Source organism: Streptomyces sp. NBC_00878 (assembly GCF_026341515.1).
In the GTDB taxonomy this organism is placed as follows: Bacteria; Actinomycetota; Actinomycetes; order Streptomycetales; family Streptomycetaceae; genus Streptomyces.
Map to the genome: position 1 here is coordinate 3,138,093 of NZ_JAPEOK010000001.1, position 17,456 is coordinate 3,155,548.

At 71.0% G+C, this 17,456-nt stretch carries 12 protein-coding genes; all 12 read right to left on the reverse strand.

All coding sequences use genetic code 11. The features are described 5' to 3' along the window. Window positions 1-71: 71 nt before the first annotated feature. The 12 genes from OHA11_RS12875 to OHA11_RS12930 all read right to left on the reverse strand — a co-directional run bounded on the left by OHA11_RS12875 (window position 72) and on the right by OHA11_RS12930 (window position 17,382). The gene (locus OHA11_RS12875) at window positions 72-3,122 is read right to left on the reverse strand and encodes a helix-turn-helix transcriptional regulator (RefSeq protein ID WP_266507119.1); all 3,051 of its coding nucleotides are present in this window, start codon (window positions 3,120-3,122) and stop codon (window positions 72-74) included. A 323-nt stretch (window positions 3,123-3,445) separates the two neighbouring features. Further along, window positions 3,446-3,721 (reverse strand): hypothetical protein, encoded by a 276-nt coding sequence (locus OHA11_RS12880; RefSeq protein ID WP_323186555.1) that lies wholly within the window; start codon window positions 3,719-3,721, stop codon window positions 3,446-3,448. 121 nt (window positions 3,722-3,842) lie between these two features. Further along, a complete protein-coding gene (locus tag OHA11_RS12885) occupies window positions 3,843-4,457 on the reverse strand; it encodes a hypothetical protein (protein WP_266495505.1) in 615 nt (204 codons plus the stop codon). A 149-nt stretch (window positions 4,458-4,606) separates the two neighbouring features. Then, window positions 4,607-5,173 (reverse strand): GNAT family N-acetyltransferase, encoded by a 567-nt coding sequence (locus OHA11_RS12890; protein ID WP_266495507.1) that lies wholly within the window; start codon window positions 5,171-5,173, stop codon window positions 4,607-4,609. Then, window positions 5,151-7,421 (reverse strand): MMPL family transporter, encoded by a 2,271-nt coding sequence (locus tag OHA11_RS12895; RefSeq protein WP_266495509.1) that lies wholly within the window; start codon window positions 7,419-7,421, stop codon window positions 5,151-5,153. The genes OHA11_RS12890 and OHA11_RS12895 overlap by 23 nt, the downstream gene beginning before the upstream one ends. Before the next feature lie 281 nt (window positions 7,422-7,702). Beyond that, window positions 7,703-9,217, reverse strand: coding sequence for an Asp-tRNA(Asn)/Glu-tRNA(Gln) amidotransferase subunit GatB (gatB, locus tag OHA11_RS12900; protein WP_266495510.1), 1,515 nt, complete (start codon window positions 9,215-9,217; stop codon window positions 7,703-7,705). Between the two features lie 16 nt (window positions 9,218-9,233). Beyond that, entirely contained in the window at window positions 9,234-9,476 is a 243-nt protein-coding gene (locus OHA11_RS12905) for a hypothetical protein (RefSeq protein WP_266495511.1), read from the reverse strand. Next, window positions 9,473-10,978 (reverse strand): Asp-tRNA(Asn)/Glu-tRNA(Gln) amidotransferase subunit GatA, encoded by a 1,506-nt coding sequence (gene gatA, locus OHA11_RS12910; RefSeq protein WP_266495512.1) that lies wholly within the window; start codon window positions 10,976-10,978, stop codon window positions 9,473-9,475. The genes OHA11_RS12905 and gatA overlap by 4 nt, the downstream gene beginning before the upstream one ends. 5 nt (window positions 10,979-10,983) lie before the next feature. Continuing rightward, window positions 10,984-11,280, reverse strand: coding sequence for an Asp-tRNA(Asn)/Glu-tRNA(Gln) amidotransferase subunit GatC (gene gatC / locus OHA11_RS12915; RefSeq protein WP_003966094.1), 297 nt, complete (start codon window positions 11,278-11,280; stop codon window positions 10,984-10,986). A gap of 284 nt (window positions 11,281-11,564) precedes the next feature. Further along, entirely contained in the window at window positions 11,565-13,865 is a 2,301-nt protein-coding gene (locus tag OHA11_RS12920; RefSeq protein ID WP_266495513.1) for a bifunctional diguanylate cyclase/phosphodiesterase, read from the reverse strand. A gap of 259 nt (window positions 13,866-14,124) precedes the next feature. Continuing rightward, complete coding sequence (gene ligA / locus OHA11_RS12925) at window positions 14,125-16,347, reverse strand: NAD-dependent DNA ligase LigA (protein ID WP_266495515.1); 2,223 nt, start codon at window positions 16,345-16,347, stop codon at window positions 14,125-14,127. Window positions 16,348-16,362: 15 nt separating this feature from the next. Continuing rightward, window positions 16,363-17,382, reverse strand: a complete 1,020-nt coding sequence (locus OHA11_RS12930; RefSeq protein ID WP_266495517.1) for a methionine synthase — start codon at window positions 17,380-17,382, stop codon at window positions 16,363-16,365. Window positions 17,383-17,456: the final 74 nt, after the last annotated feature.

Here is a 17,456-nt window from a genome sequence, read left to right on the forward strand (position 1 = left end):
TGGAACCCCCGTGGTGGATTTCACCAGCCGTCCGGGGCGTGGACCTCACCCGGCCGTCCGGGGCGTGGACCTCACCCGGCCGTCCGGGCTCCGGCCGTCTCGGGTGGGAACAACCGCATCCGGTGCGCCACCGCCGCCGCCTCTCCCCTGCCCGAAACGTTCAGCTTGGCGAGGATGTTGGAGACGTGGACGCTGGCCGTCTTCGGGGAGATGAAGAGCTCCTCGGCGATCTGGCGGTTGCTGCGGCCGACGGCGACCAGGCGTAGGACGTCCCGCTCGCGGCTGGTCAGACCGAGCGCCTCGGCCGGGTCGGTGGAGGCGAGGACGGACTGCTCGGGAGCGCGGGCGAGGGTGAGACGGGCCCGCTGGGCGAGTTGGGCGACGGCGTCGGCGAGCAGGCGGGCGCCGAGATGGTCGGCCACGGCGTGGGCCAGCCGCAGCAGTTCGGTGGCGCGATCCCGCTCCTCCTCGCCGCCTCCGGAGACCAGCAGGGACTCGGCGAGCCGATGCCGGACCCGGGCGAGGTCGTACGGGCGCTCAAGGGGCTCGAAGGCGGTGACCGCCGCGGACCACTCGTCCGGGGTGTCCTGGCCCTCGGCGCGCAGCAGTTCGGCCCGCACCCAGAGCTCGTACGCCTGCCAGACGGGCACGTTCGTGACGAGGGCCTTGGCGGCCTTGCGGAGGCGTTCCACGACTTCCGCGCGGCCCTGTTCGGCGACGGGCAGGCCGCGGGCGTCGGCCTCCGCGGTCGCCGCGGCGAGCAGCAGGGGCCAGCCGTAGCGGTGGGTGCCCGGCCGGAAGCCGACGTCCAGGGCCTTGTCCAGTTCGGCGCGGGCATCGAGGAGGCGGCCCTCGGCGGCGGCGATGCCGACGGCGATGGTGGTCAGCGGCAGCGTGTGCTGGGGCACGACGTCGTGGGTGCCGAAGTGGCCGCGGGCGGCGGCCAGTTGGCGGCCCGCCTCGGCCAGATCGCCCCGGGCGAGCGCGAACATGGAGTGGAGCTGGGTGCGGAAGCCGCGGGGCTTGGCGCCGTGGCCGACGCGCTCCGCGTTGGCCCTGGCCTCACCGGCCTCGTCCCAGCGGCCCAGGGAGTACAGGGACTCGGCGAGATTGCCCCACACCCAGGCCTCGGTGTCCAACAGGCCGAACTTCCGGACCAGTTCGACCCCCTCCTGGAGGATCCGGACGGCCTCCTGGGAGCGGCCGATGCCCTCCAGATGCGACGGCAGGTTCACATGGGCACGGCCGACGACGTAGAGGGCGCCGAAGTCCTCCGCCCGCTCCTTGACCTCGTGCACCTCGGCGAGCCCCGCCTTGATGTCGCCCGATTCGACGAGGAGTCCGCCCAGGGTGAGCCGCGCGTTCAGCTCGATGTCGCGGGCGCCGACCATGCGGGCGTACTCCACGGCGCGCTCGGCGGCGTGGAACGCCTCCGGGCCGGGCCGGTGCTTCATCGACCAGTTGGCGACGTGGGCGAGGACTTCGGCGTGCACCTCGGACGGCGGCAGTCCCCGGACCAGTTCCTGGGCGGTGGCGAGCTCCTGCCAGCCGTCGCCCCGGGCCTGTGCCTCGACGAGGCGGGAGCGCTGGGTCCAGAACCAGGCGGCCCGCAGGGGATCGCCCTCGTCCCCCAGGATGTTCAGGGCCCGCTTGGTGATCTTCAGGGCGCGCTCGCGTTCTCCGCTGAGCCGGCCCGCGACGGCGGCCTCGGCCATCAGGTCGAGGTAGCCCAGCGGCGTGGTGGCCGGGTCGCAGCCGCAGGGGGGATAGACCTCGGTGTAGTCGATGGGCCGCAGCTCGGCGCGTACGGCCTCGGGGCTCGTGTCCCAGAGCTCCATCGCCCGCTCCAGGAGCCGCAGTTGCTCCGAGTAGGCGTGCCGGCGGCGGGCCGCCACGGAGGCGTCGAGGACGGCGGGCAGGGCCTTGGCCGCGTCGTGCGCGTGATACCAGTGGCTGGCCAGGCGGGCGGCGCGCTCGTCGGCAGGGACGAGCGTGGGGTCGGCCTCCAGCGCTTCGGCATACCGGCGGTTGAGGCGGGAGCGCTCGCCGGGCAGCAGGTCGTCGCCGACGGCCTCGCGCACCAGGGAGTGGCGGAAGCGGTAGCCGTCCCCGTCGGGTGTCGCGAGCAGGATGTTGGCGCCCACGGCGGCCCGCAGCGCTTCGATGAGGTCGTCCTCGGAGAGCCGTGCCACGGCGGCGAGCAGCCGGTACTCCACGGTGGAGCCGCCCTCGGCGACGATCCGGGCGACCCGCTGGGACCCCTCGGGCAGACTCTCGACGCGGACGAGGAGCAGATCGCGCAGGGAGTCGGTGAGGCCGGTGCAGCAGCCCTCGTGGGCGGCCACCGCCAGCTCCTCGACGAAGAACGCGTTCCCGTCGGAGCGCGCGAAGATCTCGTCGACCTGGGCCGGGTCGGGTTCGGAGGCAAGGATTCCGGCGATCTGACGGCCGACTTCGGCACGGCTGAAACGGCCGAGTTCGATACGGCGGACGGTGCGCAGCCGGTCGAGTTCGGCGAGCAGTGGGCGCAGCGGGTGGCGGCGGTGGATGTCGTCCGCGCGGTAGGTGGCGACGACGAGGAGGCGCCCGCTGCGGACCGTACGGAAGAGATAGGCGAGGAGGTGGCGGGTCGAGGCGTCGGCCCAGTGCAGGTCCTCCAGGAGGACGACGACCGGGCGGTCGGCGGCGACGCGCTCCAGCAGGCGGACGGTGAGTTCGAAGAGGCGGGCCATGCCGTCCTCGTCGTGCCGCCCGCGTGAGGTGTCGCCCAGTTCGGGCAGCAGTCGGGCCAGCTCCTCCTCCTGTCCCGCGGCCGCGGCGGCCAGCTCGTCGGGCAGGTGGCGGCGCAGGGCCCGCAGCGCGCTGGAGAAGGGTGCGAAGGGCAGTCCGTCGGCACCGATCTCGACGCAGCCGCCGAGCGCCACGACAGCCCCCTCGCGACAGGCCGCGCTGGCGAACTCCTCGATGAGCCGGGTCTTTCCGACGCCGGCCTCACCGCCGAGCAGCAACGCCTGCGGCTCGCCCGCGGCGGCGCGGGCGAGCGCGTCGTTCAGCACGTCCAGTTCATCGGCCCGGCCGACGAAGACCGGACTGACGGACCTGGTCTCCACAACGCCGAGCATCGCACAGGCCTCTGACACACCGGCACCGGTTATCCCGGGCGCGCCCGGGCCCGCGGTCCCGCCCACGAGTGCGGGCCTGCCCACGCCTGTCGGCCTGTCCACGACTGCGGGCCTGTCCACGTACTCGGACCGGCCCACGGCCTCGGGCCCACCGACACCCTTGGGCACACCCGCGCCCGCGGACGCACCCTTGCTTCCGGCGGGCCTGCCCGTGACCGGCAGGGTGGTCACGGTGGCCCCGCCCGACTCAGGGCGGCCGACCTCCGTGCGGCCGCCCTTCCGTGCCCCCGCCCCCGCGCCCACGCCCACGCCCGCGCCCGTGCTCACGCGGCGCGTGCGAACCGGGGCCTGCGGTGGCGGTGGCTGTCCACCCGCCCCTCGGTGTCGTCGCGGCCGGACCGCGTGGCCTCGCGCCGGGCGGCACGGCGGCTGCGGACGGCCTCGCGGGCCAGTCGGTAGTTTTCGGCCTCGCGGATCATCTCCGCGGAACGGATCTGCTGGCGCTCGAACTCGAACATCTCGTACCCCTCGTGACGTGCCGTTTCCGGCTGCTCCGGCTGCTCCGGCTTCTTCGGCTTCGCTCGTTCGCGATGCCTCAACCTTCGTCTCCAAGGGGGGTGCGCCACATCGGGAGAGTTCCGCATCTTGCGCGCACGAAGGGCCTTAGTCCCGCCGTAAGTGGCCTACGGCGGGACTAAGGCCCCTCAGACGTGCGGTTCCTCAGCTCGTGGTCGGCATGGAGAGCAGGATGTCGGAGTACTTCAGCGCGGCCAGGAGCAGGCCGACGACGCCGAGCGAGACTCCCGCCCAGGCGACCGACTTGACCCACGGGGCCTGGGCCGGGATCCGGTCGGGGTTGCCGAACGCGGGCCGGACCAGCACCACGACGCCGACGATCAGCGCGGCGAGCGCGAAGAACCCGGCGACGAGCGCGTTGAGGTTCCAGGAGTCGGCGTAGACCTGCTTGATCTGCTCGGCCACACCGGCGCCCTGCGCGGTCTCCAGCTGGCCGTAGATCGAGTCGCGCGCCTGCGCGATCGTGCCGACCCAGCTGCCGGTCAGCGAGACGACGCCGAGTCCGGCGGAGACGACGGCGGCGGCACCCAGGCCCACGCCGGAACCGGCGGCGGCCACCTCCGCGACCTGCTCGTCCTCGTCCTCTTCCTCGCCCAGGATCTCCGAGTCGGCCTGGTCGTCAGCCGTCTCGGCTCCCTCGGCCTCCTCGACCTCTCCGATCGCGGTGTCGTCGCCCTTGGTGAGCTCCACGCCCTCCTCGTCGCGCTGTGCCTCGGTGCCGGTCTTCACTCCGGCCTCGTCCTCTGTCTTGGTTCCCATGCCCCGCACCGTACGGACGCTGTCTGAGAATTTCTTTAAGATCCCGAGATCCTCACGCCCCGGGCGACATTCCGCCGTACCTCGCGGCCTTACGACGCCGCCCCGAGGTCATCACCGGGACATCGCTGCCAAGACATCACACTGGGACCTCACTGCCAGGCACGCGCGCGTGCGGCACGCCACTCGGGCGCAAGCACCGACCACACTTCCAGGTTCTGGCGTACGCCCCGGTACGGGAAGCTCTCCCTGAGCACCCCGTCGCGGCTCATGCCAAGCCGCCGCGCCACGTTGATGCTCGGTTCGTTGGCGGACGACGCCTGCCACTCCACGCGGTGCACGCCCCGCTCCTCGACCGCCCAGTCGATGAGGATCCGCATGGCGCGCGTGACCAGTCCGCGTCCCGCGCCGGCCGGCTCCAGCCAGCAGCCGACCTCGCAGGTGCCCCGCCCGGCGTCGAAGTGCAGGAACAGGACGCCGCCGACCAGCTTCCCCGCCAGCCACAGGCCGTGCAGGCTGCCGCTGTCGGTGGCCCGCTTGTCGGCGTACGACTGAAGGAGTTCCTTCGCGGAATCGACGTCGACGGCCTTGGTCCCGAACGGAATGTGCTGCCCGATGAACTCGCGCCCCCGGTCCAGGTGCGCCAGGAACTCCTCCGCGTGCCACGGCTCCAGGGGCCGCAGTTCGGCACCGTCGTCACCCAGGGATATCGCGTACATCCTGCTGTCGCTCCTTCGCGCCTGCGTCGATGAGGGCGTCGTCCATGAGGGCGTCGTCGCGCGCCCCCGGGATCGTCGCACGGTCGTCGGCGTCGGCGGTACGGATTTCCGGCGTCTCGATGCTGATGCGCGGCAGGCGCCGGTCGAGCCAGCGGGGCAGCCACCAGTTGGCGCCGCCCAGCATGTGCATCAGGGCGGGCACCAGGAGCGTACGCAGCACGAAGGCGTCGAGGGCGACGGCGGCGGCGAGCGCTATCCCGAACATCGCGATGACGCGGTCGCCGCTGAGCACGAAGGCCAGGAAGACCGAGATCATGATCACGGCGGCGGAGTTGATCACACGGCTGGTCTCGGCGAGGCCCACGCGGACGGCCCGCCGGTTGTCGCCGGTCTCCAGCCACTCCTCGTACATCCTGCTGACCAGGAACACCTGGTAGTCCATGGAGAGCCCGAAGAGCACGGACACCATGATCACGGGCAGGAAGGGCTCGATCGGGCCCGCGCGGCCGAGGCCCAGCAGTTCGCTGCCCCAGCCCCACTGGAAGATCGCGACGACGACTCCGAAGGAGGCGGCGACGGCCGCGATGTTCATCGCGGCGGCCTTCAGGGGGATGCCGACGGACCGGAAGGCGAGCAGCAGCAGGACGCAGCCGAGACCGATGACGACGCCTACGAAGAGGGGCAGTTTGCCGACGATGACGTCGGCGAAGTCGTCGTACCCGGCGGTGATGCCACCGACCTGTACGTCGAGCCCGGTCCCGGTCTCGGCCTGCGGCAGCACGTCGTCGCGCAGCCGGTCGACGAGCTCGCTGGTCTTCTCGGACTGCGGCGAGGACGTCGGTACGACGCTGAGGTAGGCGGTGTCGCCGGCGTTGTTGTACGTCACTGGGGTCGCGCTCCGGACGCCCTCGGTCGCCCTGAGCGTGGCGTCGAGTTTGTCGAGGGCGACGCGGTCCTGGGCCCCGCCGACGTGCGTGACGAGGGTCAGCGGCCCGTTCAGCCCGGGTCCGAAACCGTCCGCGAGCAGGTCGTACGCCTGCCGGGTGGTGGCCGTCTCCGGGTTGTTGCCCTGGTCGGAGGTGCCCAGGTGCAGGGAGAAGGTCGGGATCGCGAGCAGGGCCATGACGGCCAGGGCGACGCCGCCGAGGAGCTTGGGATGCTTCTCGACGAAGGCGGACCAGCGGGCAGCGAGCCCGGTGGGGATCTCCGGCTGGGGGCCGTGCTCGTCCAGGCGGCGGCGCTCGCGGCGGCTGAGGGCGCGCGTGCCGATGAAGGAGAGGAGCGCGGGCAGCAGGGTCACGGAGGCGGCGACGGTGAGGACCACGGTGAGGGAGGCGGCGATCGCGACGCCGTTGAGGAAGCCGAGCCGCAGTATGAGCATGCCAAGCAGGGCGATACAGACGGTGGCGCCCGCGAAGACGACCGCTCGCCCGGTGGTGGCCACCGCGTTCCGCGCGGCCTCCTCGACCGGAAGACCGCGTTTCAGACCGCGCCGGTGTCTGGTGACTATGAACAGCGCGTAGTCGATGCCGACGCCGAGTCCGATCAGCATGCCGAGCATCGGCGCGAAGTCGGCGACGGTCATCGCGTGCCCGAGGAGCACGATCCCGGCGTACGCCGTGCCGACGCTGACCAGGGCCGTGGCGATGGGCAGCAGCGAGGCGGCCAGTGAGCCGAAGGCGAGAAAGAGGACCGCGGCGGCGACGATCACGCCGACGACCTCGGCGATGTGGCCGCCCGACGACTCGGTGAGGGCGACGGCCTGGCCGCCCAGCTCGACCTGGAGCCCCTGCGTCCCGGCGGCCTTCGCCGTGTCGACGACGGCCCCGGCCTCGCCCCGGTCGATGTCCTCGGCCGGGTCGTCGAAGGTCACGGTGGCATAAGCCGTACGTCCGTCGCCGCTGATCTGATCGGAACCGTGGCCCTGATACGGGCTGGCGACCGCGGCCACCCCGGGCAGGTCGGCGATCTTGTCCAGGGTGTGGGTCATGGTCTGCTCGACGTCCGCGGCACGGACCGTGCCGCCGGTGGTGTGCCAGACAACGGTGTCGCTGTCGCCGCCGAGGCCGGGGAAACCGTCCTGGAGGAGCTGGCTGGCGCGGCCCGATTCGGTGCCCGGCGCCTCGTAGTCGTTCGAGTACGCGGATCCGGTGACGGCGGCGGCCGAGGTGATCCCGCCGAAGGCGAGGAGCCAGAGCAGTACGGCGACGAGACGGTGCTGGACACACCAACGTGCTAGAGCTGCCACGGACGAGCTCCCTGGGTGTTTTGTGGATCTTTGACCGGGAACCGCCCGCAAAGAACGCATGACCTATTCGTTGTCACTCTTGCAGCCAGAAGTGATCGTTGGCCTCATTCGTGGGCTTACTCACAGGATTGCGAGGCAGTTCACACGACAATCCAATGAGCTCTGTCGTCCCTCACGGTGCCCGCAGGCACGCCAATGGGGGGTACATCGGTGTCGATGCACCCCCCATTGCCGTACAGGTGGGACCCGGCCGGCCCTGCGGGTGAGTTCCCGGTGCGGACTCAGCCCTCGCTGACGCCCAGCTTCTCCAGGATGAGCTCCTTGACGCGGGCCGCGTCGGCCTGCCCCCGCGTGGCCTTCATGACGGCACCCACCAGGGCGCCGACGGCGGCCACCTTGCCGCCGCGGATCTTGTCCGCGATGGCCGCGTTGCCGGCGATGGCCTCCTCGACGGCCGTCGTCAGGGCGCCCTCGTCGGAGACGACCTTCAGACCGCGCTTCTCGACGACCTCGTCCGGGGTGCCCTCGCCCTTGAGGACGCCCTCGATGACCTGGCGGGCCAGCTTGTCGTTGAGGAAACCCTCGTTGACCAGGGCGGTCACCCGGGCGACCTGCTCGGGCGTGATGGCCAGCGCGTCCAGGGACACGCCCGACTCGTTGGCCGTACGGGCCAGCTCGCCCATCCACCACTTGCGGGCGGAGGCCGCGTCGGCGCCCGCCCCGATGGTGGCGACGATGGGGTCGATGGCACCGGCGTTGAGCATCGACTGCATGTCGTGGGCGCCCACGCCCCACTCCTCGCGCAGCCGGTTGCGGCGGGCCAGCGGCTGCTCGGGCAGAACAGCGCGCAGCTCCTCGACCCACTCACGGGACGGGGCCACGGGCACGAGATCCGGCTCGGGGAAGTAGCGGTAGTCCTCCGCCTCCTCCTTCACCCGGCCCGAGGTCGTGGAGCCCGTGTCCTCGTGGAAGTGGCGGGTCTCCTGGATGATCGTCCCGCCGGAGTTCAGCACCGCGGCATGGCGCTGGATCTCGAAGCGGGCCGCGCGCTCCACGGACCGCAGCGAGTTGACGTTCTTCGTCTCGCTCCGCGTGCCGAACTTCTCCCGGCCGTGCGGGCGCAGCGACAGGTTCACGTCGCAGCGCATCTGCCCCATCTCCATGCGGGCTTCCGACACACCGAGCGCCTTGATGAGCTCGCGCAGCTCGGCGACGTACGCCTTGGCGACCTCGGGGGCGCGCTCGCCCGCACCCTCGATCGGCTTGGTGACGATCTCGATGAGGGGGATACCGGCGCGGTTGTAGTCGAGGAGCGAGTGCGAGGCGCCGTGGATACGGCCCGTCGCGCCGCCGACGTGCAGCGACTTGCCGGTGTCCTCCTCCATGTGGGCGCGCTCGATCTCCACGCGGAAGACCTCGCCGTCCTCCAGCTGGACGTCGAGGTAGCCGTTGAAGGCGATCGGCTCGTCGTACTGGGAGGTCTGGAAGTTCTTCGGCATGTCCGGATAGAAGTAGTTCTTCCGGGCGAAGCGGCACCACTCGGCGATCTCGCAGTGCAGCGCGAGACCGATCTTGATCGCGGACTCGACGCCGATCGCGTTGACGGCCGGCAGCGCGCCGGGCATGCCGAGGCACGTCGGGCAGGTCTGCGAGTTGGGCTCGGCGCCCAGCTCGGTGGAGCAGCCGCAGAACATCTTGGTCTTGGTGCCGAGTTCGACATGGACTTCGAGGCCCATGACGGGGTCGTACGACGCCAGCGCGTCCTCGTACGACACCAGGTCAGTCGTGACAGTCACGGTGAAACTTTCCCTCTCAGCCCAGCAGGACGTCGTCGTCGCCCAGGCGCTTGAGCTCCCGGTAGAGGATGGCGAGGCCGGTGACGATGGCGGCGGCGGACACGGCCGCGTCGATCAGCCGGAGCGTGTCGTTCTCGGAGCGGGCCTTCTTGGCCTGCTTCACGACACTGACGGCGCCGAACGCGGTGGTGGCGATGGACAGGTACGTACCGGACTTCGACTTCTTGAAGCCCTTGGCCTTGGTCAGTGCCTTGCTCACAACGACGGAGCCTCCTCGATCAGCGGGTGCCCCCAGCGTTCCACGAAGGCAGCCTCAACAGCAGCACCGACCTTGTAAAGGCGGTCGTCCTGCATCGCGGGGGCGATGATCTGCAGACCGACGGGCAGGTTGTCCTCCGGCGCGAGACCGCAGGGCAGTGACATCGCGGCGTTGCCCGCGAGGTTCGTCGGGATGGTGCACAGGTCCGCGAGGTACATCGCCATCGGGTCGTCGGCGCGCTCGCCGATCGGGAAGGCGGTGGTCGGCGTGGTGGGCGACACGATCACGTCCACCTGCTCGAACGCCTTCTCGAAGTCGCGCGTGATGAGCGTACGGACCTTCTGGGCGCTGCCGTAGTACGCGTCGTAGTAGCCGGAGCTGAGCGCGTACGTGCCGAGCATGATGCGGCGCTTGACCTCGTCGCCGAAGCCCGCCTCACGGGTGAGGGCGGTGACCTCCTCGGCTGAGTGCGTACCGTCGTCGCCGGTGCGCAGGCCGTACCGCAGGCCGTCGAAGCGGGCGAGGTTGCTCGAACACTCGGACGGGGCGATGAGGTAGTACGCCGAAAGGGCGAGGTCGAAGGACGGGCAGTCCAGCTCGACGATCTCGGCGCCCAGCTCCTTGAGGAGCGAGACGGACTCGTCGAAGCGCTGCACGACACCGGCCTGGTAGCCCTCGCCGCGGAACTGCTTGACGACACCGACGCGCATGCCTTCGACGCTGCCGTTGCGGGCGGCCTCGACGACGGCCGGTACGGGCGCGTCGATGGAGGTGGAGTCGAGGGGGTCGTGCCCGGCGATGACCTCGTGCAGGAGGGCGGCGTCGAGGACCGTACGGGCGCAGGGCCCACCCTGGTCGAGGGAGGACGAGAACGCCACCATCCCGTACCGCGAGACGGCGCCGTACGTCGGCTTCACGCCGACCGTGCCGGTGACGGCGGCGGGCTGGCGGATGGAGCCGCCGGTGTCCGTGCCGATGGCGAGGGGCGCCTGGTAGGAGGCGAGCGCGGCGGACGAACCGCCGCCGGAGCCGCCGGGGATCTTGGTGAGGTCCCAGGGGTTGCCGGTCGGGCCATAGGCGCTGTTCTCGGTGCTGGACCCCATGGCGAACTCGTCCATGTTGGTCTTGCCGAGAATGACGACGTCGGCGGCCTTGAGCCGCTTGGTGAGCGTCGCGTCGTACGGCGGGATCCAGCCTTCGAGGATCTTCGAGCCGACGGTGGTCGGGATGCCCTCGGTGGTGAAGATGTCCTTGAGCGCGAGAGGCACACCGGCGAGAGGCCCGAGCTTCTCGCCCTTCGCGCGCTTGGCGTCGACGGCACGGGCCTGGGCGAGCGCCCCTTCCCGGTCGACGTGCAGGAAGGCGTGCACCTTCTCGTCGACGGCCTCGATGCGCGCGAGGTGCGCCTCGGTGACCTCGACGGCGGTGAGCTCCCCGGCGGCGATACCGGCGGCGATCTCCGACGCGGTGAGCTTGATGATGTTGACGTTGCTGTCCGTCATGGTGATTAGTCCTCCCCCAGGATCTGCGGCACCTTGAAACGCTGCTGCTCCTGGGCCGGGGCGCCGGAGAGCGCCTGCGCGGGGGTGAGCGACGGACGGACCTCGTCCGCGCGCATGACGTTCGTCAGCGGCAGCGGGTGGGAGGTCGGCGGTACGTCTTGGTCGGCGACCTCGCTGACGCGGGCGACCGCGCCGATGATGTCGTCGAGCTGGCCGGCGAAGTGGTCGAGCTCTTCGCCCTTCAGCTCCAGACGCGCCAGCCGGGCGAGGTGGGCGACCTCCTCGCGCGTGATGCCAGGCATGCAGCGATCCTCAGGGGTGAGTGTGTGTGGTTTGGCCCAATCCTATGGGGCACGCGGAGATCCCCGTACATCGGTTTCCCGGCAGGGGTCGGTACGGGGCGCGGAGGCCGTACCGACCGTACGGACGCGGAGGCCGTACCGACCGTACGGACGCTGCGGCCGTATGACGGACGGACAGCCGCCGACGGCGAGAGACCCCCCACCGGAAACCTTGACCGGTCAGATGCCCGTCACGGGCGGTGCGGGCGGGAAAAAACAAAACCCACCGACCCGCACCCGAGGAACTAGTCCTCAGCCGCCGCGGGCAAGGCCGCGGGCAACGCGGCCTTCGGCCGCTGCCACCCCCGAGACCCCCGCGCGAGCAACCACGCCGTGGCCTCCTCCGGAGGCATCGCCGCCGCCACGAGCCACCCCTGCACCGCGTCACACCCGAGATCCCGCAGCCGCTCCCACGTCTCGTCGTCCTCGACACCCTCGGCCACGACCAGCAGCCCCAGCGAATGAGCGAGATCGACCGTGCACCGGACGATCTCGGCATCCTCGGTGTCCACGGCCAGCCGGGCCACGAACGACCGGTCGATCTTCAACTCGCTCACCGGCAGCCGCCGCAGATGCACCAGCGACGAATACCCGGTTCCGAAGTCGTCGAGCGACATCTTCACGCCGTGCATGGTCAGCCCCGCCAGGGTATCCGCGGCCCGCTGCGGATCCTCCAGCAGCACGTGCTCCGTTATCTCCAACTGCAGCGCCCCCGCGGGGACCCCGTGCCGCGCGAGCCGCGCGGCCACCGCCCCCGCGAACCCGGGCGTGTGCACGTCCCGGGGCGAGACGTTCACGGCGACCGGAACCCGGAGCCCCTGGGCCCGCCACTTCGCCACCTGCCCGAGCGCCGACTCCAGCACGTACTCGGTCAGATGGGGCATCAGCCCGGACGACTCGGCGATGGCTATGAACTCGTCCGGCGGGACCTTCCCGCGCTCGGGATGCACCCACCGTACGAGTGCCTCAAGTCCCGCAACCTGCCCGTCGAAGCGGACCTTCGGCTGGTAGTGCAGCTCGACGTCTCCGGCGTCGAGCGCCCGCCGCAGGTCTCCCAACAGCCCTAGCCGGTCGGGGGTGTTGGAGTCCCGCTTGGACTCGTACACCTCCACGCCCGTACGGTCCCGCTTCGCCTGGTACATCGCGACGTCCGCGCGCCGCAGCAGCCCCTCCGCGTCCAGCGCGTGATCGGGAAAGACGGCGAGCCCGGCACTGGCTTCCAGGACGAGGGTCAGCCCGTCGAGGTCAAGCGGTGACCCGAGCGCGGTCACGAGATTGCGGGCGACCCGCGTCGCGGACGTCGTCGAGTCGACGATGGGCAGTAACACGGCGAACTCGTCCCCGCCGAGCCGCGCGGCCTCCGCCCCGCGCGGCAGGGCCACTCGCAGCCGGTCCGCTATCTGCAACAGCAGCCGGTCTCCCGCGAGGTGTCCGAGCGTGTCATTCACCGCCCTGAAGCGATCGAGATCGATCAGCATCAGAGCGGAACGTGCACCGATTCGTTCGGCGTCGTCCAGCGCCCGCCAGGTCCGTTCGAGTAGCCACTGCCGGTTGGGCAGTCCGGTGAGGGGGTCACGCAGTTGCTCCTCGGCCCGCGCCCGCGCTATCCAGAGCGTGGAGTCGAGAGCGATGAGAGGGACCGCGAAGAGTGGCAGGAGCACGGGGAGGGCGATCGCGACGACACAGATCAGCGGGGCGATGCCGAGCAGCGCGACGGCGACCAGCCCCTGTCTGACCAGGGCCGTACGGGCCACGGTCGGCAGTCCGGCCGTACGCGGCGCGTGGAGGTACCAGAGCAGCGCGCGCGACACCACGAGATACGCCCCGGCCACCAACACCACCGAAGGAGCCGTGTAAACCGTCCAAGTCTCCGGTTTCCAGGGCGTCTCGACGGACGGCACCCGGCCGAACACGGCCAGCACCAGGGCGCCCGCACCGATGCCGAGGATGTCCACCGCGCCGTGCAGTACGCCCTGCCGCCAGCGATGCCGACGGGCTATGCCGACGAGGACGACGACCGTGAGGCTGACCATCCCGGCGGGCACCCAGCCGTACAGCAGCAGGACGGCGAGGGTGAGGGCCGCGCCGGAGCCCGTACCGCCCCACCAGCGGGAACGGCCGAGCGCGACCAGGTGGCCGACGATGACGCCGACCAGGACCGCCAGCGCCCAGCCGGCGGAACCGGACGGAAAGAGTGCGTGGTTCCCGGTGAACGCCCGGTAGAAGCCCGCGCCCAGGACGAAGGCGGCCGCCGCGACGACCGCCGCGGGCAGCGCGGGCCAGGACAGCTGCTTCTCGGTCTCGTGGCCCGGCATGTGGGACGGGGAGCCGGGGACGGCGGTGAGGCGGCCCGGGCCGCGCCCGGCCGCCGCGCTGTACTGTCCGGCGGCGCGCACCTGCCCGCCGGGACGCTCCGGCCGCGCGCCCCCGAGGCCCGCCCCGAGCTCCCGGCTTCGCTCCAGCAAGGGGTACTTCCATCGCCGCACGCCGGTCACCCAGCGCGGGCGCAGCCGTGAGTCCGGGGCGGCGCTCTCGGTCGGTTCCATTCCCGTCCCTCTCACAGCCGGCGGTGCCCACGCCACGCGGCCCGATGCCCGACTAACCTTCACCGGCACCGCGTCTGAAAACCCTTCCCCTGGCTCCTGAAGAGCAGGGGATGCCCCAACCGCAGCTGGGCACGGCAGGCGCACACCTCAACAGTAGGCCGCAGAAGGCTTCCACGGGCAGCGGTCGTCGACGGTTGCCCGAATGCGACCCGGCCACCCGTATGCATCTGGTATGCGCCGAACGGGTGGTCTTCAACCACTACTCCTCGGTCGGAAGCGCGACTTCGGCCGCTGCCTCCGGTCCTTGTTCGAGCAGAACGGCGAAGCCCTCCTCGTTCAGAACCGGCACTTTGAGCTGCATTGCCTTGTCATACTTCGATCCAGGATTGTCGCCCACGACAACAAAAGATGTCTTCTTCGAAACCGAACCGGTCACTTTCGCTCCCCGGCTCTGCAGCGCCTCTTTCGCTCCGTCACGCGTGTGATGGTCCAGGGTCCCGGTGACGACGACCGTGAGCCCTTCGAGCGGGCGAGGTCCCTCGTCCTCGCCGGAGCTCTCCTCCTCCACGCGGACACCGGAGGCCTTCCACTTGCGCAGGATCTCCTGGTGCCAGTCCACCGTGAACCACTGCTTCAGCGAGGCGGCGATGATGGACCCGACGCCCTCGACGGCGGCCAGCTCCTCCTCCGTGGCCTCCTGGATGCGGTCGATGGAGCGGAACTCGCGGGCCAGGGCCTCGGCCGCGACCGGCCCCACGTGCCGGATGGACAGGCCGGTGATGATCCGGGCGAGCGGGCGCTCCTTGGCCGCCGCGATGTTCTCCAGCATCGCGAGCGCGTTCTTCCTGGGCGCGCCCTCCTGGTTGGCGAAGACGGTGGCGATCTTCTCCTCGCCGGTCTTCGGATCCCGCTTGGGCAGTCCGCTGTCCTGGTCGAGGACGTACGCCTTGATGGGCAGCAACTGCTCGATGGTGAGGTCGAAGAGGTCGCCCTCGTCCCGCAGGGGTGGCTCGGCGGGCTCCAGGGGCTTGGTGAGCGCGGCGGCGGCGACGTAACCGAAGTTCTCGATGTCCAGGGACTTGCGGCCCCCGAGGTAGAAGAGGCGCTCGCGCAACTGGGCAGGGCAGGTCTGGCCGTTCGGGCAGCGGAGGTCGATGTCGCCCTCCTTGGCGGGCGCCAGCGGTGTGCCGCACTCGGGGCACTCGGCGGGCATCACGAACTCCCGCTCGCTGCCGTCCCGCAGGTCGACGACCGGGCCGAGGATCTCCGGGATGACGTCTCCGGCCTTGCGGAGCACCACGGTGTCGCCGATGAGGACGCCCTTGGCCTTCACCACGTCCTGGTTGTGCAGCGTGGCGAACTCGACCTCGGAGCCGGCCACCGTGACGGGCTCCACCTGCGCGTACGGAGTGACACGGCCCGTGCGGCCCACGCCCACGCGGATGTTGACCAGTTTGGTGTTGACCTCCTCCGGCGCGTACTTCCACGCGATCGCCCAGCGCGGGGCCCGGGAGGTCGAGCCGAGGCGGCCCTGGAGGGGGATCTCGTCGAGCTTGACGACCACGCCGTCGATCTCGTGCTCCACGGAGTGGCGGTTGTCTCCGTAGTAGGCGATGAACTCGCGTACGCCGTCGAGGTCGTCGACCACCTTGCCGTAGCGGGTCGTCGGCAGGCCCCACGCGTGCAGCAGGTCGTAGGCCGCTGACAGGCGGCTCATGCCGTCGAAGCCCTCAAGGGCGCCGATGCCGTGCACGACCATGTGCAGCGGCCGGGTCGCGGTGATGCGGGGGTCCTTCTGGCGGAGTGAACCCGCCGCCGCGTTGCGCGGGTTGGCGAAGGGCTTGTCACCCGCCTCCACCAGACGGGCGTTGAGCTCCTCGAACTGCTCCATCGGGAAGTAGACCTCGCCGCGGATCTCCACGAGGTCCGGGATGCGGTCGCCGTGGAGACGGTCGGGGATCTCCGTGATCGTACGGACGTTGGGCGTGATGTCCTCGCCGGTGCGGCCGTCGCCACGGGTCGCCGCGCGCGTGAGACGGCCGTGCTCGTACGTGAGGTTGACCGCGAGGCCGTCGACCTTCAGCTCGCACAGGAAGTGGTGGTCGGAGGTGCCGACCTCCTTGGCGACGCGGTCCGCCCAGGCGGCCAGCTCCTCGTCGTCGAAGGCGTTGTCGAGGGACATCATGCGCTCGCGGTGTTGGACGGCCGAGAACGTCGTGCCGACAAAATCAGCCTCGTACGCCCCCGCGACCTTCTGGGTCGGTGAGTCGGGGGTGCGCAGCTCGGGATGCTCGTCCTCCAACGCCTCCAGAGCGCGCAGGAGTTTGTCGAAGTCGGCGTCGCTGACGACCGGCGCGTCCTTCACGTAGTACCGGAAGCGGTGCTCCTCGATCTGCTCAGCGAGCTGCGCGTGCTTCTCCCGCGCCTCGGGGGGCACGGGCCCCGCAGCCGAGGCCAATTGTGCGTCCTTGTCGCCGGCCACCGTGTCGTCCTCCCGTTACTCTGGGTTGTCCGCGAGGGATCTCGCCGCCCGGACGCAGTGAGCGAGCGCCTTGCGCGCGTACTCGGGGGAAGCGCCCGCGAGTCCGCACGACGGGGTGAGCGTGACCGCGTCCGCGAGAACCCCCGGATTCAGCCCCAGCCTGCGCCACAGCGTCCTGACACCCATGACGCTACCGGCAGGGTCTGACAATGGGGCATCCGTCCCCGGGACGACACCGGCGAAGAGCTTGGTCCCCCCTTCCACTGCTTCCCCGATCGCGTCGTCGTCACGCTCGGTGAGGAGAGCGAAGTCGAAGGAGACTGCGGTCGCCCCGGCCCTGCGCAACAGCGCGAACGGTACGTCGGGGGCGCACGAGTGCACGACGACCGGGCCGTCGGCCTGTACGCGGACGACGTCCCGCAGCGTGGCCTCGACGACTTGCCGGTCCACGGCCCGGTGGGTGCGATAGCCGCTCGCGGACCTCACGCGACCGCTCAGTACGGCGAAGAGGGACGGTTCGTCGAGTTGTAGGACGACGTCGGCGCCGGGCACGCGACGGCGTACCTCGGCGAGGTGTTCGCGCAGTCCCTCGGCGAGCGACCCTGCGAGGTCCCGGCAGGCTCCGGGGTCGGAGAGCGCCACCTCGCCGTTGCGCAGTTCCAGCGCGGCGGCGAGCGTCCAGGGGCCGACCGCCTGGACCTTCAGCGGGCCGTGGTAGCCCTGGGTGAACTCCTCCATGGCGTCGAGGTCTTCGCCGAGCCAGGACCGGGCCCGCTTGGTGTCCCGCCCCGGCCGGTCCCCGAGCCGCCAGCCGCTGGGCTCCACGCGCGCGTACAGCTCGGCGAGCATCCCGGCGGTCCGGCCGATCATGTCGGCGCCGGGGCCGCGCGCGGGCAGTTCCGCCAGGAACGGCATGCCCGTCTCGGGGCCCTCGAAGGTCCCGGTCACGGTCTTGGCGGCCTCCCGGGCGTCCCCGCCCGGCATCGACCCGATCCCGGTCGCGGGGCCAGGCCTGAACTCGCTGTTTTCGCTCACCCGCGCAGCCTACGTAATGCCCGCGGAACGGGATGCCACGGTTCGGGTCCGGGGTCGGGTTCGGGGCAGGTCCG

Coding starts and splice junctions, on each gene's coding strand:
- OHA11_RS12875 (WP_266507119.1), bottom strand. CDS start 3,122: ATGCTCGGCGTTGTGGAGACCAGGTCCGTCAGTCCGGTCTTCGTCGGC.
- gatC (WP_003966094.1), bottom strand. CDS start 11,280: ATGCCTGGCATCACGCGCGAGGAGGTCGCCCACCTCGCCCGGCTGGCG.
- OHA11_RS12920 (WP_266495513.1), bottom strand. CDS start 13,865: ATGGAACCGACCGAGAGCGCCGCCCCGGACTCACGGCTGCGCCCGCGC.
- gatA (WP_266495512.1), bottom strand. CDS start 10,978: ATGACGGACAGCAACGTCAACATCATCAAGCTCACCGCGTCGGAGATC.
- OHA11_RS12890 (WP_266495507.1), bottom strand. CDS start 5,173: ATGTACGCGATATCCCTGGGTGACGACGGTGCCGAACTGCGGCCCCTG.
- OHA11_RS12885 (WP_266495505.1), bottom strand. CDS start 4,457: ATGGGAACCAAGACAGAGGACGAGGCCGGAGTGAAGACCGGCACCGAG.